General features: G+C 61.6%; 17 protein-coding genes. 6 read left to right on the forward strand and 11 right to left on the reverse strand.

The window, feature by feature from the left end; all coding sequences use genetic code 11:
• Positions 1-2: 2 nt before the first annotated feature.
• The 3 genes from MUY21_RS04955 to MUY21_RS04965 form a co-directional block, all read right to left on the reverse strand.
• Entirely contained in the window at positions 3-824 is an 822-nt protein-coding gene (locus MUY21_RS04955; protein WP_248409260.1) for a C40 family peptidase, read from the reverse strand.
• A complete protein-coding gene (locus MUY21_RS04960) occupies positions 824-2,206 on the reverse strand; it encodes a leucyl aminopeptidase family protein (protein WP_248409261.1) in 1,383 nt (460 codons plus the stop codon). Before MUY21_RS04960 ends, MUY21_RS04955 begins: the two co-directional genes overlap by 1 nt.
• A 107-nt stretch (positions 2,207-2,313) precedes the next feature.
• The gene (locus MUY21_RS04965) at positions 2,314-2,694 is read right to left on the reverse strand and encodes a hypothetical protein (RefSeq protein ID WP_248409262.1); all 381 of its coding nucleotides are present in this window, start codon (positions 2,692-2,694) and stop codon (positions 2,314-2,316) included.
• A 140-nt stretch (positions 2,695-2,834) separates the two neighbouring features.
• On the opposite strand from MUY21_RS04965, the gene MUY21_RS04970 reads away from it, so the two are divergent.
• The 3 genes from MUY21_RS04970 (at position 2,835) to MUY21_RS04980 (ending at position 4,804) form a co-directional block, all read left to right on the forward strand.
• Positions 2,835-3,482, forward strand: coding sequence for a carbonic anhydrase (locus tag MUY21_RS04970; RefSeq protein ID WP_191285976.1), 648 nt, complete (start codon positions 2,835-2,837; stop codon positions 3,480-3,482).
• A 94-nt stretch (positions 3,483-3,576) separates the two neighbouring features.
• Positions 3,577-4,110, forward strand: a complete 534-nt coding sequence (locus tag MUY21_RS04975; RefSeq protein ID WP_248409263.1) for an SRPBCC family protein — start codon at positions 3,577-3,579, stop codon at positions 4,108-4,110.
• Positions 4,111-4,267: 157 nt separating this feature from the next.
• Positions 4,268-4,804, forward strand: a complete 537-nt coding sequence (locus MUY21_RS04980; RefSeq protein WP_248409264.1) for a flavodoxin domain-containing protein — start codon at positions 4,268-4,270, stop codon at positions 4,802-4,804.
• A gap of 62 nt (positions 4,805-4,866) precedes the next feature.
• Here the strand turns inward: MUY21_RS04980 and MUY21_RS04985 are convergent, their stop codons facing one another.
• Positions 4,867-5,889 carry an aspartate-semialdehyde dehydrogenase gene (locus MUY21_RS04985; RefSeq protein WP_191285979.1) on the reverse strand — a complete coding sequence of 341 codons (1,023 nt, stop codon included), beginning with the start codon at positions 5,887-5,889 and terminating at the stop codon, positions 4,867-4,869.
• Positions 5,890-6,273: 384 nt separating this feature from the next.
• On the opposite strand from MUY21_RS04985, the gene MUY21_RS04990 reads away from it, so the two are divergent.
• A complete protein-coding gene (locus MUY21_RS04990) occupies positions 6,274-7,557 on the forward strand; it encodes a DEAD/DEAH box helicase (protein ID WP_248409265.1) in 1,284 nt (427 codons plus the stop codon).
• Here MUY21_RS04990 and MUY21_RS04995 read toward each other — a convergent pair.
• Positions 7,554-8,741 (reverse strand): MFS transporter, encoded by a 1,188-nt coding sequence (locus tag MUY21_RS04995; RefSeq protein ID WP_248409266.1) that lies wholly within the window; start codon positions 8,739-8,741, stop codon positions 7,554-7,556. The two genes, MUY21_RS04990 and MUY21_RS04995, sit on opposite strands and share 4 nt — an antisense overlap.
• Before the next feature lie 141 nt (positions 8,742-8,882).
• Positions 8,883-9,917 carry a uroporphyrinogen decarboxylase gene (gene hemE, locus MUY21_RS05000; RefSeq protein ID WP_248409267.1) on the reverse strand — a complete coding sequence of 345 codons (1,035 nt, stop codon included), beginning with the start codon at positions 9,915-9,917 and terminating at the stop codon, positions 8,883-8,885.
• A gap of 117 nt (positions 9,918-10,034) precedes the next feature.
• Between hemE and hemC the strand changes: the two genes are divergently transcribed.
• Positions 10,035-10,991: a hydroxymethylbilane synthase gene (gene hemC, locus MUY21_RS05005; RefSeq protein WP_248409268.1), complete on the forward strand. Its 957-nt coding sequence runs from the start codon at positions 10,035-10,037 to the stop codon at positions 10,989-10,991.
• 47 nt (positions 10,992-11,038) lie between these two features.
• On the opposite strand, the gene MUY21_RS05010 is transcribed toward hemC, so the two are convergent.
• From MUY21_RS05010 to hemF, 3 genes are all read right to left on the reverse strand, one after another.
• Positions 11,039-12,214, reverse strand: a complete 1,176-nt coding sequence (locus tag MUY21_RS05010; protein WP_248409269.1) for an acetyl-CoA C-acyltransferase family protein — start codon at positions 12,212-12,214, stop codon at positions 11,039-11,041.
• An 89-nt stretch (positions 12,215-12,303) separates the two neighbouring features.
• Complete coding sequence (locus tag MUY21_RS05015; RefSeq protein WP_248409270.1) at positions 12,304-12,753, reverse strand: MarR family transcriptional regulator; 450 nt, start codon at positions 12,751-12,753, stop codon at positions 12,304-12,306.
• A 77-nt stretch (positions 12,754-12,830) separates the two neighbouring features.
• Positions 12,831-13,721 carry an oxygen-dependent coproporphyrinogen oxidase gene (gene hemF / locus MUY21_RS05020; protein ID WP_248409271.1) on the reverse strand — a complete coding sequence of 297 codons (891 nt, stop codon included), beginning with the start codon at positions 13,719-13,721 and terminating at the stop codon, positions 12,831-12,833.
• A gap of 127 nt (positions 13,722-13,848) precedes the next feature.
• Here hemF and MUY21_RS05025 point away from each other — a divergent pair, with 127 nt between their 5' ends.
• A complete protein-coding gene (locus MUY21_RS05025) occupies positions 13,849-14,235 on the forward strand; it encodes a hypothetical protein (RefSeq protein WP_248409272.1) in 387 nt (128 codons plus the stop codon).
• A 7-nt stretch (positions 14,236-14,242) separates the two neighbouring features.
• Here MUY21_RS05025 and MUY21_RS05030 read toward each other — a convergent pair whose 3' ends face one another.
• Both MUY21_RS05030 and MUY21_RS05035 read right to left on the reverse strand, forming a co-directional pair.
• Complete coding sequence (locus MUY21_RS05030) at positions 14,243-15,070, reverse strand: SDR family oxidoreductase (RefSeq protein ID WP_248409273.1); 828 nt, start codon at positions 15,068-15,070, stop codon at positions 14,243-14,245.
• Positions 15,071-15,105: 35 nt separating this feature from the next.
• Complete coding sequence (locus MUY21_RS05035) at positions 15,106-16,095, reverse strand: methyltransferase (protein WP_248409274.1); 990 nt, start codon at positions 16,093-16,095, stop codon at positions 15,106-15,108.
• Between the last annotated feature and the right edge of the window lie 7 nt (positions 16,096-16,102).

Raw genomic sequence — 16,102 nt, forward strand, 5'->3', positions numbered from 1 at the left:
CCTTAAAGCCGACGGCGCGCGACAACAGGCCCATCGCCCTGGGCCTCGATTCGGGTGATCGCTTCATTGATCCCTTCATAGGCGACCGCCATGTGAAAGGCGTTGGCGTGGATCATCCGCGTCGGGTCTACCACCAGCGCCACATGCCCCTTCCAGAACAGAAGGTCGCCACGCTCCAGCGGTGCTGTGTCATCAAGAGCGTGTCCCAGGGCTTCCTGCATGTCGCTGTCGCCGGGGCATTCGTGGCCAGCAGCCAGAAGCGCCGCCTGCACCAGCCCTGAACAGTCGATGCCCGCGCGTGAATTGCCACCCCACAGGTACGGCGTGCCCAGAAACAGCGCGGCATTGGCAACCACATCGTCTTTTGTCGCCCCGACGGGGGCAAGATGAACGGTCGGCACGAAACACCCGGTGTCGGTTTCCGAATACTGATTGACCGTGCCCACAACCGTCACGCGCGCGCCGAAGGACAATGCGGCAAGTTCACGTTGTTTCATGTCGGGGGCAGGGTAAAGATGGGTGCCCGGTGTGCAAACCCAATGTGTCGCCTGCGCATCGTCGGTCAGCTGTGCCGAGGCGACATAGCCCACATAGCCATCCTTTTCCGCCTGCACAAAGGCGAAACCCTCGTGATCCTCAAGTTGCAGCACGCGTTCGCCCATCAGGGCTTGTCGGTTGCGGGGACCATCGGCGGATTTGAGGATGTCGACAACGCCAGTGGCGACGCGACGCCATGTGCCGCGCGTGAAGGCAGGCGCATCGACCTTGCCGCGCAGGCCGTCATGCGCGATGCGGGTGTTGGCGGGGGTCAGGCGCGGGTCCATCACAGGTCCAGCATCTCGGGCAGGGCGGCCAGCAGCGCCCGCGCACCCATGCCGACGCCGCCTTTCGGACGGGCCGGAGCGGCGTTGGGATTCCAGCCATAAATGTCGAAATGCATATATCGCGGCGTGTTGGTGACAAACCGCTTCAGGAACAGCGCCGCCGTGATCGAGCCTGCAAAGCCCCCCTTGGGCGCGTTGTCCAGATCGGCAATGCCCGGTTCGATCATGGTTTCATAGGGCGCCCATAGCGGCAGTTCCCAAACCGGATCAGCGGCGGATATCGCCCCCTTGCGCAGGGCGTCAGCATCGCTGGGCGTGGTCGCATAGAACGGCGACAGGTCCGGGCCGACCGCCACCCGCGCCGCCCCGGTCAACGTGGCCATCGAGACAATCAGGTCAGGCGTATCCTCGTCCGCCAAAGCCAGCGCATCGGCCAGCACAAGGCGTCCTTCTGCGTCTGTGTTGTTCACCTCGACCGTCAGCCCCTTGCGCGAGGTCAGGATGTCGCCGGGGCGAAAGGCATTGCCAGACACGGCATTTTCCACCGCCGGGATCAGAACCCGCAGTTGCACCTTCACCCCAAGCGCCATGATCATCTGGGCAAGCCCAAGCACGGTGGCCGCCCCGCCCATGTCCTTTTTCATCAGGCCCATCGAAGCGCCCGGTTTCAGGTTCAGCCCGCCGGTGTCAAAACACACGCCCTTGCCAACCAGCGTCAGTTTTGGACCGGCATCCCCCCAACGCAGGTCGATCAGCCGGGGTGCGCGGTCCGCCGCGCGGCCGACGGCGTGGATCATCGGAAAGTTGTCCGTGAGCAGCGCATCGCCTTTGGTAACCGAGCTTTTGGCACCGTGATCTTCGACCAGCTTGGCAATCGCCTGTTCCAGTTGATCCGGCCCCATATCCTCGGTCGGGGTGTTGATCAGGTCGCGGGTCAGGGCTTCGCCTGCCGCAATGACCTCAAGACGCCCCGCATCAATGCCGTCAGGCGCGACGATCATCGCTTCAGGACGCTTCTGATCGGCGTAGCGGTCGAACCGATACCCTTCCAGCAACCAGCCAAGCGCCGCTTCTTCCAATGCGGGCGGCTCCAGCGCGTGTTGCAGGCGATAGGTGCCCTTGGGCAGCTTCGCGCGCGCCGCCGCCATGCCAAAGCGGTTGCGCGCGCGGGCGGTATCGTCGCCATTGCCGACCAAAGCCAACGCAGGCACTCCGCCTTCGTCCGGGACAACCAGAACCTCGCCAAGCGTGCCTTGAAAATCATTGGCGCGCGCCCAGGCACGTGCTGGCTCCGGCAGGGAATCCAACACAGTGTCATCCCCTTTTTCGATGACTATCAGCGGGATGGCGTCTGGGGTTTCGGTGGCGAATGTCAGGGTCATCTTGGCCTCGGTTATAGTGAGTCGATCACAACTTAACGCCACAGCGCCGCGCCGCAAGGCAAAGGCGCGGGCCGGCCAGGTTTCGCCGAAGCCCGCCTTCCACCTGTTCAGATCGACATATCCTGAATATCCCACACCGCGATCAGGCTGCGTTCACCAATCCGCCCCAGCCGCGCGACGGTCGCGTGGAAGGCCGGTTCGTCGGTGCCGTCAGACAAATCCAGCACATCTCGGGCTACCCGCCCCAGGCTGGTCATGCCGATCTTGTTGGCAATCGCGATCAGGTTTCGCACCTGCTCGCGCAGATCGCCGGTCCGCCGCTGACGGTGAGATTTCTGAACCTCGGCCATTCCGATCGCCAGATCCTCCAGCGCCTGATTGACCTCTTTATCGGCGCGCACCGGCCCCCATTGGACATACATGCGTTCCAGCTGTGCGCGATCCAGCCGCACGGTTTCCCTGTGGCTCAACTTAACAACGACAGTCACCTGTTCACCCCTAGATATTTTCCCTCTCGTGGTGATCGTGACGTAACGACCTCAAGAAATCGTATATCGATACGGCAAAATTTCCTCGAATTTCATGCGATTGCGACCTACATACGAAGGAAGCTGAACAGGAGGATTCCATGGAACGAGCGCAACCGCTGCCATCTTATCTGGTGCATCGCTATCAGGGCTGGAAAGCCACCGGATATGCGGACAATCAATCGTGGTATCGGCGTTTGGCCGAATTGGGCCAGCATCCGCGAGCCATGGTGATTTCCTGTTGCGATTCGCGTGTGCATGTCACCTCGATTTTCGGTGCGGATCAGGGCGAGTTCTTCATCCACCGCAACATTGCAAACCTTGTTCCCCCCTTCGCACCGGATGGCGATTATCACGGCACCTCGGCAGCGATCGAATATGCGGTGACCGCCCTGAAGGTTGCGCATCTGATCGTGCTGGGCCATTCCAGTTGCGGCGGCGTGAAAGGGTTTCACGAACGCTGCCTCGGTCGCGCGCCAGAGCTGGCTGAAAAAACCTCGTTTGTCGGGCGCTGGATCGACCTCTTGAAACCGGGATATGAGCGCCTTGGCGGCAATGACGCCGATATCGACAGCGCCACGCTTGAGAAAGAGGCGGTGAAGGTCTCGCTTGAAAATCTGTTGACCTTTCCCTTCGTTCAGGAAGCGGTAGATCAGGACAAGCTGACCCTGCACGGCGTCTGGAACGACATCGGCGAAGGTGGATTGGAATATTACGACGCAAAGAGCAAAGCATTCCGGCCTGTCTGATCGGTTCCGTTGGGCTTTTGCGCCATCGCGCGGCTGAAATCGCGTTTGGTTCTGATTTGTGCTATCCTGCGTTCATTGAACGAAGGGTTTTTGCATGAAATTGATTTTTGGCTTGCTGAAAGGGTTTGCGATCGTGGTGGTTGCCATGATCGCCATTGCTTTCCTTTTGCCATCCAACGTGTCTGTCAGCCGATCCACGCTGATTGCCGCTCCGACCGAAGAGATCTTTCCATATGTGAATTCGATGCAGGCGACCGAAGCGTGGTCGCCCTGGCTGGCGCGTGACCCTGATGTGGTCATGACCTATGAAGGGCCCGAGGCAGGTGTCGGCAACACATTGCGCTGGACGTCGGACGACCCAAGTGTGGGCACCGGCATTCAGGTGATCATCGCCAGCACGCCAAACGAACGGGTGGACACCGCGCTGGATTTCGGGCCGCAGGGGCTTGCCAATGCCTATTTCGATCTTGCCCCGGCGGACGGTGGTACATTGGTGACCTGGGGGTTTGAAACCGATCTGGGCATGAACCCCATCGCCCGCTGGATGGGGCTGATGTTCGATGGTTGGATCGGTGCGGATTACGAAACGGGTTTGGCGAATTTGAAGGCGCTGGTCGAAGGCGGTTAGCGTCCGACCTCTTGCGAAATGGACCGGGATTTGACGCGCATCATGGCGCGGCAACATTTTGCATGGCTTGCTTGTGCAAAACGGGCAGATAGGTGCCAATGTCTCATGTTGACAGATGCCACCTGCCTTGTGCTGATGCTGGAATACGGAGGGCGCTATGAAAATCCTGATCGCTTATGCAACCACGGAAGGCCAAACCAGAAAGATCGCCCGATGGGTCGCGGATCGCATCTTTGATCAGGGCCATACCGTAGAACTTGCACCACTGTCGGACCTGGAGGGCATCAAGCTGGCGCGATTTGATGGGGTCATTCTGGCCGCTTCGATCCATCTGGGTAATTACCAGTCGGAATTTACCGAATTCGCGCACCGGTCGGCAAAGCGGTTGTCGAAACAGCCAACGTTGTTTCTGTCCGTGTCGCTGGCCGCGGCGGGTCATGACGCCGAAGACTGGGGCGGACTGGACCGGACCACCGAAGTGTTTCAGGCGGCGACCGGCTGGTCCCCCGACCGGCTGGTGCATGTGGCCGGGGCGTATAAACCATCGAAATACGATATGTTTCAACGCTTTGTCATGCGGCGGGTCATTGCGCAGAAGGATCCCGACAAGGATCTGAGCTTCGACCACGAATATACGGACTGGACCGCCCTGGGTGCCGAGGTGGACAGCTGGCTGGCCGCGCTTTCGGGCTGACTGCCCCGGTAAACGACAAAGCCCCCGGCAATGCGGGGGCTTTGCATTCGGGTGATACGGGATCAGCCCTTTTTCAGAACCTCACGACCCAGCAACTCCGCGATCTGAACCGCGTTCAGGGCCGCCCCCTTGCGCAGGTTGTCGGACACGCACCAGAAGTTCAGGCCGTTGTCGACAGTTACGTCCTGACGGATCCGACTGATGAAGGTGGCGAAATCACCCACACATTCCACCGGGGTGACGTATCCGCCATCCTCGCGCTTGTCGACGACCAGAATGCCGGGGGCTTGACGCAGAATGTCGCGGGCTTCGTCCTCGTCCAGAAACTCTTCGGTCTCGATGTTCACCGATTCCGAGTGACCCACGAACACCGGCACGCGCACGCAGGTTGCCGTGACCTTGATCGACGGATCGACGATCTTTTTCGTCTCGGCGATCATCTTCCACTCTTCTTTCGTGTCGCCACTGTCCATGAACACGTCGATATGCGGAATGACGTTGAAGGCGATCTGCTTGGTATAGACCTTCGGGTCGACTTCCTGACCCGGCACATACATGCCTTTGGTCTGATTCCACAGCTCATCAATCGCGTCTTTGCCCGAGCCCGACACCGACTGATAGGTCGACACCACGACGCGCTTGATTTTCGCGCGGTCATGCAAAGGCTTCAACGCCACAACCATTTGCGCGGTTGAACAGTTGGGGTTGGCGATGATGTTCTTCTTTGCGTAATCGTGGATTGCCTGCGGGTTCACCTCGGGCACGATCAGCGGAATATCCGCGTCGTATCGATAAAGCGACGAGTTGTCGATCACGACACAGCCAGCCGCGGCCGCTTTGGGCGCGTATTGCTTGGTAGCCTCGGACCCGACGGCGAACAGCGCCATGTCCCAACCGGTAAAGTCAAACGCATCCAGATCCTTGGTGGTCAGGGTGGTATCGCCAAAGCTGACCTCGGTGCCGAGGGAACGGCGCGACGCAAGCGCGACAATCTCGTCCACAGGAAACTGGCGTTCTGCCAGAATGTTCAGCATCTCGCGGCCCACGTTCCCCGTGGCGCCAACGACAGCGATTTTATAGCCCATCACGGCCTCCTATATGTCTCTCAGTCTCGCCAGACCCCTTGTGAATCTGGTCAGACCGAGGGCGTCCATAGCGCAATTGCCGCGCCTGCGAAAGCGTCATACGCGCGATCTGCCATGTTTTGTCGTTGACTTGTGTGCTTTTCGCTGTGATACGGGCGCAACCTGTCCGGTCGACGCGTGAGCGACCCGCCCAAATACACGAGGCAGACAGAGGTCGGGCAACACGCCCTTTTCAACAAGTTCCCAAATCACGCGGGGTTCTGACGGCCATTCGGCGCATAGGGCAATCGGCCCGGCGCGAGTATTGGCCGCAACCGATGCGATGGGCATAAAGCCCCACCCGTGTGACAGCGGCGTGCCGATGTGCATGCCAGAAAGACGACTATGACACAATTTGCAGAGCTCGGGCTTGACCCGAAGCTGGTCACGACCGTGACCGAAGCCGGATATGAAACGCCGACCCCGATCCAGATCAAAGCCATCCCGCTGGTGCTGGAAGGCCGCGACGTGATGGGTCTGGCCCAGACCGGCACGGGCAAGACGGCCGCCTTTGGCCTGCCCCTGATCCACCAACTTTTGCGCAACCATGACAAACGTCAGCCGAAATCGGTGAAGGCGCTGATCCTAGCGCCGACCCGTGAGCTGGTGAACCAGATCGCCGAAAACCTGCGCGCCTATGTGCAGGGCACGCATCTGAAAGTGCGTACCGTGGTTGGTGGCATGTCGATCAACAAGCAGATCAGCATGCTGGCGCCGGGCATCGACATTCTTGTTGCCACGCCGGGCCGTCTGATTGACCTGTTGGACCGCAGGGCCATCCGCCTTGATACCGCGACCTTCCTTGTGCTGGACGAGGCGGATCAGATGCTCGACATGGGGTTCATCCATGCGCTGCGCCGAATCGCCCCCGAACTGGGCACACCGCGCCAGACCATGCTGTTTTCGGCCACCATGCCGAAGCAGATGGAGGAGTTGTCTCGCGCCTATCTGACCAACCCGGCCAAGGTGCAGGTCTCCCCTCCGGGCAAGGCCGCCGACAAGGTGACGCAGGGGCTTTACTATGCTCCCGGCCGGAACGAGAAAATTGCGCTGCTGATTGATCTTCTCGGGCATGACAAAGATGCACTGTCATTGGTGTTTTCACGCACCAAGCACGGGGCCGAAAAGCTGATGAAGCAACTGGTGGCCGAAGGGTTCAAGGCGGTTTCCATCCATGGCAACAAGAGCCAAGGCCAACGGGACCGCGCCCTTGCCGCTTTCCGGTCGGGCGAAGCCCGTGTGCTGGTCGCGACCGATGTGGCCGCGCGCGGCATCGATATTCCGGGTGTCAGCCACGTCTATAATTTCGACCTGCCGGAAGTGGCAGACAACTACGTGCACCGTATCGGCCGCACGGCACGGGCAGGCGCTGACGGCGATGCGATTTCCTTCGTCTCGGGGGTGGAGCTTGGCCTTCTGCGCGACATTGAAAAAGTCATGAAGATCGAGATCCCGATCCTTGGCGGCACCCGTCCTGCGGAAGAAAAGCGTCCCACCCGCAATCAGGGCGGCGGCGGTGGTCGTCGTGGTGGAGCAGGGCGCAAGCCGCGCGCAGGCGGGGCGGCTGCGCCGAAACCGCGTGCAGATGCAGCCCCGGCCAGACGCCGCCGTCGCCGCAAAAGCGCCTAATCCGTGCGGTCTGTGCTCAGCAAATACAGCAGGCAGCCGACCAATCCCGGTATCGCGAAAAACAGGAACACGGCCTGATACGGGGCCGTGACCGCCACATTCGACCCTTGCGCGGTGCGAAACACGCTGGCCGAAGCGTATTGAAACAACCCGACCCCGCCGATCCCGAACATATTCATCAATGTGACGCCTCGCCCGATCAAATGCGGCGGGAAGAAACTGCGCGCGTGCGCCATGATCAAGGGATAGCTCGCCCCCAGCAACCCGATCGCGGCCATCGTCAGCGACACCTGCCAGACGCCCGCATCAGGGGCTGCCCAAAGCAGAAACACCAGTCCGGTCGCCAGAAGGTTGCCGGAAAACACCACCCATTTGCGGGTGCCAAAGATCCGGTCCATCGGGCCATAGGCAAAGCTGCCAATCACCATCGCCAGCGCAATCGCCATCGTGGCCCAGCCAATGCCAGTGGTGTCCAACCCATAGACATCGCGCAGATAAGGGCCGGCCCAACTGCCGCGCAGCCCTGCCGCAGCGGCGTAGTTCGCAAACATGATGGGAAAGATCGCCCATAATGCGGGGATTTTAAGAAGGTCCAGAACCGACCCTTTGGGCGCACCGGCCTGGCCTTCCAGCCGGGGGGGATTGTCCACCGCCAAGATGATCAGGGCTGCCACCACCAGCGTCACCACCGACAGCACCCAAAGACACGCCCGCCAGCCGAATTGCTCGACCGCCAGCGCCAGCGGCAACGCCCCCGCCAAGTTGCCAAGCGAGCCGATGCCAATCACCATACCCGCCAGCGTGCCGAACACCACAGGCGAATACATGCGCGCAAAGATGAAATAGCTGGCCATCAAGACCGGCGAACAGCCGATGCCAATCAGCACCATCGCATAAAGAACGTGATCCGGGGTCGAGGCCATGGCAAACACCGCTGCCCCGCCCGCCCCGCCAAGCGCCAAAAGCGCCGCGGCGACCTTGCGTGGCCCGATATTGTCCAACCCCCAACCCACCGGGATCTGCATCAGCGCAAACACCAGAAACCACGCCCCGGATGCTTGCGCCAAATCCTCCGGCGTTGCGCCCAAGTCAGCCTTCAACGCAGGCGTCATCACCGCCAGGAAGGCGCGATAAAACTGGCTCAACACATATGCGATGATCAGCGTGGCAATCCCCACCCGCATTCCCGGCTCCTTTCAACAACCCGCGCAGAAGACACGGGCCTGCCCAACTTGACAAGCGCGCCGGTTTCTTCTGGCCCAAAATATCCTGGGGGAGGGGGAAAGCCGCAAGGCTTTCTCACGGGGGCAACGCCCCCATCGGCGTCAGCCGCCCCGCACCGTGTCGATCATCAACTGCACATTGTCGGGGTCCGCATCCGGTGTGATCCCGTGACCCAGGTTGAAGATATGCGGGCCGCTCTTAAACGCCTCGACAACCTTGCGTGTCTCGTCCACCAGCGCCTGACCGCCCGTCACCATGTGACTGGAGGCCAGATTGCCCTGCACACAGCCATCAACCTGCACATGCTTGGCGGCCCAGTTGGGACTGACCGAATTGTCCAGTGCCACGCAATCGACCCCGGTAGCCTTGGCAAAACCGATGTAACCGTCGCCTGCCTCACGTGGGAACCCGATCACCGGGATGCCGGGATGGCGCTTTTTCAAGGCTTGCGTAATCACACGGGCCGGTTCCACCGCGTATTTCTGGAAATCCTCGCCGTTCAGCGACCCGGCCCAACTGTCGAACAGCTTGACCACCTCGGCGCCGGCCTCGATCTGTTTGGACAGGTATTCGATGGTCGCCTCGGTCAGGCGATCCATCACGGCCTCGAATAGCGGCCGGTTCTCGGCCTTCAACGCATGGGCCGGTCCCTGATCCTTGGTGCCCTGTCCCGCGATCATATAGGTCGCGACGGTCCACGGCATCCCTGCAAATCCGATCAGCGTGGTCTCGTCCGGCAGTTCGCGGCGCAGGATACGGACCGTTTCATAGATCGGGTTCAGCGTTTCGTGAATGTCATCCTTGCCCGACAGCTTGTCAAAGTCTGACTGGCTTGTGATCGTCGACAGACGCGGGCCTTCCCCGGTGACGAACCACAGATCAGCCCCCAATGCCTGCGGCACAAGCAGAATGTCAGCAAACAGGATCGCCGCATCAAACCCATAACGGCGGATGGGCTGCAACGTCACTTCGGCGGCCAGTTCGGGGTTATAGCACAGCTTCAGAAAATCGCCGGCCTCGGCCCGCGTGGCGCGATATTCTGGCAGGTAGCGCCCCGCCTGCCGCATCATCCAGATCGGAGGGGTGGGCAGCGTTTCGCCCGCAAGTGCGCGTAGGATTGTCTTTTGCTGGGTCATGATGGCGGGCCTTTCCTGTCGGCGTTTCAAGCGTCGTCCCTCACACGCGACAGGATGTCAAGCGCGCGGGGTGCCGCAGGCATGGACAGCCCCGATCTTCCATCGTAAACGAGTGACATGACACATGCATATCCGACCCCCGACGCCCCCTTGAAAATCGGCACCCGTGGCAGCCCGCTGGCGCTGGCGCAGGCGCACGAAACGCGCCGCCGCCTGATGGCGGCCTTCGATCTGCCCGAAGCGGCGTTCGAGGTGGTGGTCATCCACACCACGGGCGACGACCGCGCGATGATCGCCGCCGACCGCGCGTTGAAGGAAATCGGCAACAAGGGCCTGTTCACCAAGGAAATTGAAGAGGCGATGCTGGACGGTCGCATCGACATCGCGGTGCATTCAATGAAGGACATGCCGACTGCACAGCCTGACGGGCTTGTGCTGGACTGCAACTTGCCGCGAGAAGATACACGCGACGCGTTCGTGTCGGTCAAATACTCTTCGATTGCAGAACTGCCCATGGGCGCGGTGGTCGGCACCTCGTCGCTGCGGCGCAAATCGCAACTTCTGAACCGCCGCCCCGACCTTGAAGTGGTCGAGTTTCGGGGCAACGTTCAGACCCGTTTGAAGAAGCTGCATGATGGCGTGGCCGAAGCCACATTCCTTGCCATGGCGGGCTTGAACCGGCTGGGCATGGACGACGTGCCCAAGACCCCCATCCCGACCGAGGATATGTTGAACGCCGTCGCGCAGGGCGCCATCGGGATCGAACGGCGCGCCGACGACATGCGCGCAAAAGAGATGCTGGATGCGATCCACGACACCCCGACCGGGCAGCGTCTGGCGGCCGAACGCGCCTTTCTTGCGGCACTTGACGGGTCGTGTGAAACGCCCATCGCGGCCCTTGCGACACTGGACGGCGGCACGCTGACCCTGCGCGGAGAGATTCTGCGTACCGATGGGTCACAATCGGAAGCCGGGCAGGTCTCTGGCCCCATTGCGGATGGGCCCGAGATGGGGCGGGCATTGGCGCGCGAGCTTCTGTCCCGCGTCGGTGACGATTTTTTCGACTGGAAGTAAGAACAGGCCCGGCACATCGACCGGGCCTTTCTGTTTCGCGGGGCTTGTTAGATCCGTTCAATCGCCAGCGCGATTCCCTGACCGCCGCCGATGCACATGGTGATCAGGGCTTTTGAACCGCCGATCCGTTCCAGCTCATACAGCGCTTTGATCGTGATGATCGCGCCGGTCGCGCCCACCGGGTGTCCAAGAGCAATCGCGCCGCCATTGGGGTTCACGCGGGCCGGGTCCAGACCCAAGCCCTTGTTCACCGCAATGGCCTGGGCGGCGAAGGCTTCGTTTGATTCAATCACGTCGAAATCGGCGACACTCAGTCCGGTTTTCGCCAGCAGGTTTTCAACCGCAGGCACGGGGCCGATGCCCATCACCTCGGGTCGCACGCCGGCATGGCCATAGCCGATGATGCGCGCCATGGGTTTCAACCCCACGCTTTCTGCCGCGTCGGCGCGCGCCAGCACCAGCGCCGCCGCGCCGTCATTGATGCCCGAGGCGTTGCCAGCCGTGACGGTGCCATCTTTCTGGAACACGGTGCGCAGACCTGCCAGCGCCTCGGCGGTGGTGGGTTTGGGATGTTCGTCGCGGGCAAACTCGACCGTCTCGCGGCGATGCTTGACCCCGACGGGCACGATCTGGCTGTCGAAATGCCCGGCTTCGATGGCGGCGGCGGCGCGGTTCTGGCTTTCCAGCGCAAAGGCATCCTGATCTTCACGGCTGACTCCGTTCACGGCGGCGACATTTTCGGCTGTCACGCCCATATGCCCGGTGCCGAAGGGGCAGTTCAGCGCGCCCAGCATCATGTCCTGCGCGCCGGTGTCGCCCATTTTCTGGCCCCATCGGGCCTGCGGCAGGATATAGGGCGCGCGGCTCATGCTTTCTGCACCACCGGCCACACCGTAATCGGCGTCCCCCAGCATCAGCGATTGCGCAACAGACACCACAGCCTGAAGCCCGGACCCGCACAGGCGGTTCACGTTCATCGCGGGGGTCGTATCGGGAATACCGGCTTCGATCATCGCGACCCGTGACAGATACATATCGCGCGGTTCTGTGTTGATGACATGACCAAAGACCACATGGCCGATCTGGCCGGGTTCAACGCCTGCCCGCACCATCGCTTCGCGCGTGACATGCGCGCCCAGGGTGCTGGGCGGGACGGCGGCCAGACTGCCGCCAAACGTGCCGATGGCGGTGCGCGCGCCGCCAAGAATTACGATATCGGACATGAGAATCCCCCGTTTGTTTGGTTCGGGGGAAAGAATTGCACGTTCCGGGGGGCTTGTCGCCCTGAACGCTCCGTCAGAATGGTGACGGGTCAGTCCTCGTTCCGGATTTCAGGGCCGAGCGCGGCGATAAGCTGTGACACCCGGCTGCGAAACTGCGCGTCTTCGGCACCCAGAAGTTGGGACAGGTGTTCTTCGTAGCGGTGGGCGATGGGCGTCAGAGCCTCGATCATCTCGCGCCCCTTGGGCGTCAGGCTCAGTTCGACAAGGCGACGGTCCTGCGGATTGACCGTTTTGGTGACATAACCTGCCGCTTCAAGTCGCGAGGCGGCGCGGCTGACCTTGGGCTTGTCCATGTCGACGCGCTGATGAATCTCCCGCACGCTGACGCTGTCTGCCTGGCTCAGATGCGCCACGACACGCCATTCCGACACCGAAATGCCATAGGCGTTCCGGTAATGCCGCGAAAAGCCGTCGCTGACACGACTGGACAGCACCGCCAACTGATAGGGCAGGAAATCATCAAGCTTGAATGAGGTCACGCGCGCACCTTTCGTTTCGTTCCCAACAGGTTGCCCTTAACTCCACGACAAGGCAAGTGATGCGCGGCGGTTGCAGGTCAGACCCATTTGGCCATCGGCGGAAGGCTCATCAGGACCGCATTGGCGTCATGCCCGGTGGCCAGGCCGAACTTGGTGCCGCGGTCATAGACAAGGTTGTATTCCGCATAGAGCCCGCGGTGGATCAATTGCTTGTCCTTGTCCTCGTCCGTCCAGGGCGTGTCGCAGCGTTTTTCGGTGACCGGCACGAAGGCGGGCAGAAAGGCGCGGCCCACATCCTGGGTGAAGGCGAAATCGGCTTCCCAGTCGCCAGTGTTCAGGTCGTCATAGAAAATGCCACCCACCCCGCGTGCCCGTCCCCGGTGTGGCACGAAAAAGTATTCGTCAGCCCAAGCCTTGAACTTGTCATAATAGCTCAGGTCATGGCGCTGGCAGGCGGCGTCAAGCTGGCTGTGGAAATGCGCCGTGTCTTCGGCATACTCGATGCAGGGGTTCAGGTCGGCACCGCCGCCGAACCACCAGGCGTTTGGTGTCCAGAACATGCGGGTGTTCATGTGCACCGCCGGCGTGTGCGGGTTTTGCATATGCGCCACAAGGCTGATGCCCGAGGCCCAGAAACGCGGATCATCCCCGATCCCCGGCACACCGCGGGCGGCCATGGCGTTTTGTGCAGATTTTCCCAGGGTACCGTGCACCGTCGAGATGTTGACGCCAACCTTTTCAAAGACGCGACCGCCGCGCATCACGCTCATCAGCCCGCCACCGGCATCCGTGCCGTCATCAGAACGGCGGGTCGTTTCGCTGACCTCGAACCGTCCGGCGGGTTGGGTGGCGAAGGGGCCGGTGGTTTGCGTATCCTCAAGCCCTTCAAAGGCGGCAACGATCTGGTCGCGCAGATCGCGAAACCATGTGCTCGCGCGGGATTTCGGATCTGCCATTGTGTCGGTCATGTCACGGGCCTTTCGCTGTGGTGGTCGTCCTTTTGGGGAGGGGCTATCAGGATTTCCCCCTGCCGCAAAGGCGCGTTTTTTGTATGATTGGCACCATCCCGCCCCCTGCCGCAAGCCCGGAGGAACCATGCGCCCGTTGACCATTGCTGCCGCCACCCTGTTGATCGTCGCAGCGTGTCAGTCAACAAAACCGCGCGCGACCGAAGCACCGCCGCCAGTGAAGGCAGCGCAAAAGGGGTGCTCCGCCAACGCGGCAAGGGAATACGAGCGGATCGACCAGAAGATTGCCATCTTGGAAAAACAGACAGCGCGCGGGTATCGCACCAGCAACACGGTCGTTCGGGTCGCCAACCCGCTGAAGCTGTGCACAGGGGTGGTGCCGCTGGTCGCGGTCTGCCTGCCGACGCCCAGGCCAAAATCAACCCTTCCGAGCTATCAGGATCATCAGGCCATGCGAAAAGAGCTGGACCGGTTGACGGCGCGCAAGGCGGCTCTGGCCGCCTGTGCCACGTAGGCCAGGATCAGTGGGCCGGGTTGCCCACCGCGTCCAGCAAACTGCGCCCGCCATCGACGGTCAGAATGTGCCCGGTCATGAACCCGGCGCCTTCCGATGACAGGAACTGAACGGCCTCGGCCACTTCCTTGGCGGATGCAATCCGGCCCAGCGGCGTGCCTTCCAGAATATCCTCGCGGGTTTCACCGGCCTCGCGGATCGTGTCGCGCAGGCTGGCGCTCATCACGGAACCGAAGGCGACCGCGTTTACGCGTATGCGATTGGAGGCCAGCGCGACAGCAAGCGAACGGGTCATCTGATCCAGCGCGGCGCTGGCAATCGAATAAGCCATCAGCCCCGGCTGGGTGCGGCTGGCCGCGATCGAGGACAGATTCACAATGGCACCCAGCGGTGTGCTTTGATCGTCGTCGTCAAGGTCTTCGCCCTGTTGGATCATCCGTTTCGCGACCAACTGGCTGAGCCGCAGGCTGGTCATCAGGTTCTGATCCAACAGGATCTGCACCGCCTTGTTGTCGGCATCCAACGGATCGGTCAGCATCACCTGCCGCGAGGCATTCACCAATATATCGACCCGTTCGAATGCATCGATCGTGGCCGACAGCAGGTTCGCGATGGTCAGCTTTTCGCGCAGGTCGCCTGCGAAGATGCGCGTGTTGGACGGTTCGTCGGCGTCACTGTCGGGATTCGGACCCCATTCATCCAGCAGTCGCGCCTCGTCCATATCGGCGCAAATGACATTGGCACCGTTGTCGACGAAATGGCGGGCGATGGACAGGCCGACACCATTGGCGGCACCAGTGATGATGGCGGTCTTGCCAGCGATGGAAAAGGACATGCGTGCCTCCTGATTCCCGGTGAGCCTAGCTGATCCTAGCGCCGTGTGCGACGGGGCTTTATGCCGCTGAGCAGCTTGAACCCGGGCGTGCCGCCCAAGTCTTCGACGGTGCCGAATTGTTCTGCCAACGTGTCCTCGTATGGCAAATGGCGGTTGGCGACCATCACGAACCGCCCTGACGGGGTCAGCATCGCAGCGGCGGCGCGAATGAAAGCGCGCCCAAGCTCGGGATCGCCCGCGCGCCCGGTGTGAAACGGCGGGTTCGAGATCACAACGTCATAGGGCTGTGCCGGGCGATACTGTGTCGCATCCGACCAGATGAATTGGGCACGGGGGTCGTCCACGTTCAGCCGGGCGCAGTCCAGAGCGACTAGGTCGGCTTCGATCAGGTCCAGCGCGGTGACACCGGGTCGCAACAGAATGTGGTGTGACAGATATCCCCACCCTGCGCCCAGATCGGCCACCCGACCGGTGATATCATCAGGCATGGCGGCGGCCAGAACAGCCGATCCCTTGTCGATACCGTCGGCGGAAAAGACGCCGGGGCGAGTGATGAAACCGTCTTCAAGCCGCGTGTCGGCCGCACTCCACTCGGATACATCGGCGGTATCAAACCAGATCAGCTTGCCATGCGCCTTGGACAGCGTGCCAAGCAGGTTTGCTTTTTTCCTGATCGCTTTCAGCAGGCTGTCAATGCCGTCGGTCTTTTGTCCGTCCAGCAACACCAGCCCGCCTCCGGTCGCCGTCGTGGCAGCAGCCACCCACGCCTGTGCCTGCGATTTGGACCGTGGGGCACAAACCAATGCGGCGGCATATCCGTGATCGGGCAGGGCGGACACGGTGTCAAACCCGCGTGCCGTCCAGCGGGCATGATCGGGGAAGAGCCGGCAATAGACGGTCACGCGATCCTTGGGCAGCGCGGACAGATCATGCTGCGGGCCGGGACCGATCACCAACAGACGCCCGTGCTGCGGAAATGATAAGGCGCCATCGCGCAGGGCAAGGGACAGTCGAGTGTGAAGCATGGCGGGG

It is taken from the genome of Aliiroseovarius sp. S2029 (assembly GCF_023195575.1).
In the GTDB taxonomy this organism is placed as follows: Bacteria; Pseudomonadota; Alphaproteobacteria; order Rhodobacterales; family Rhodobacteraceae; genus Aliiroseovarius; species Aliiroseovarius zhejiangensis.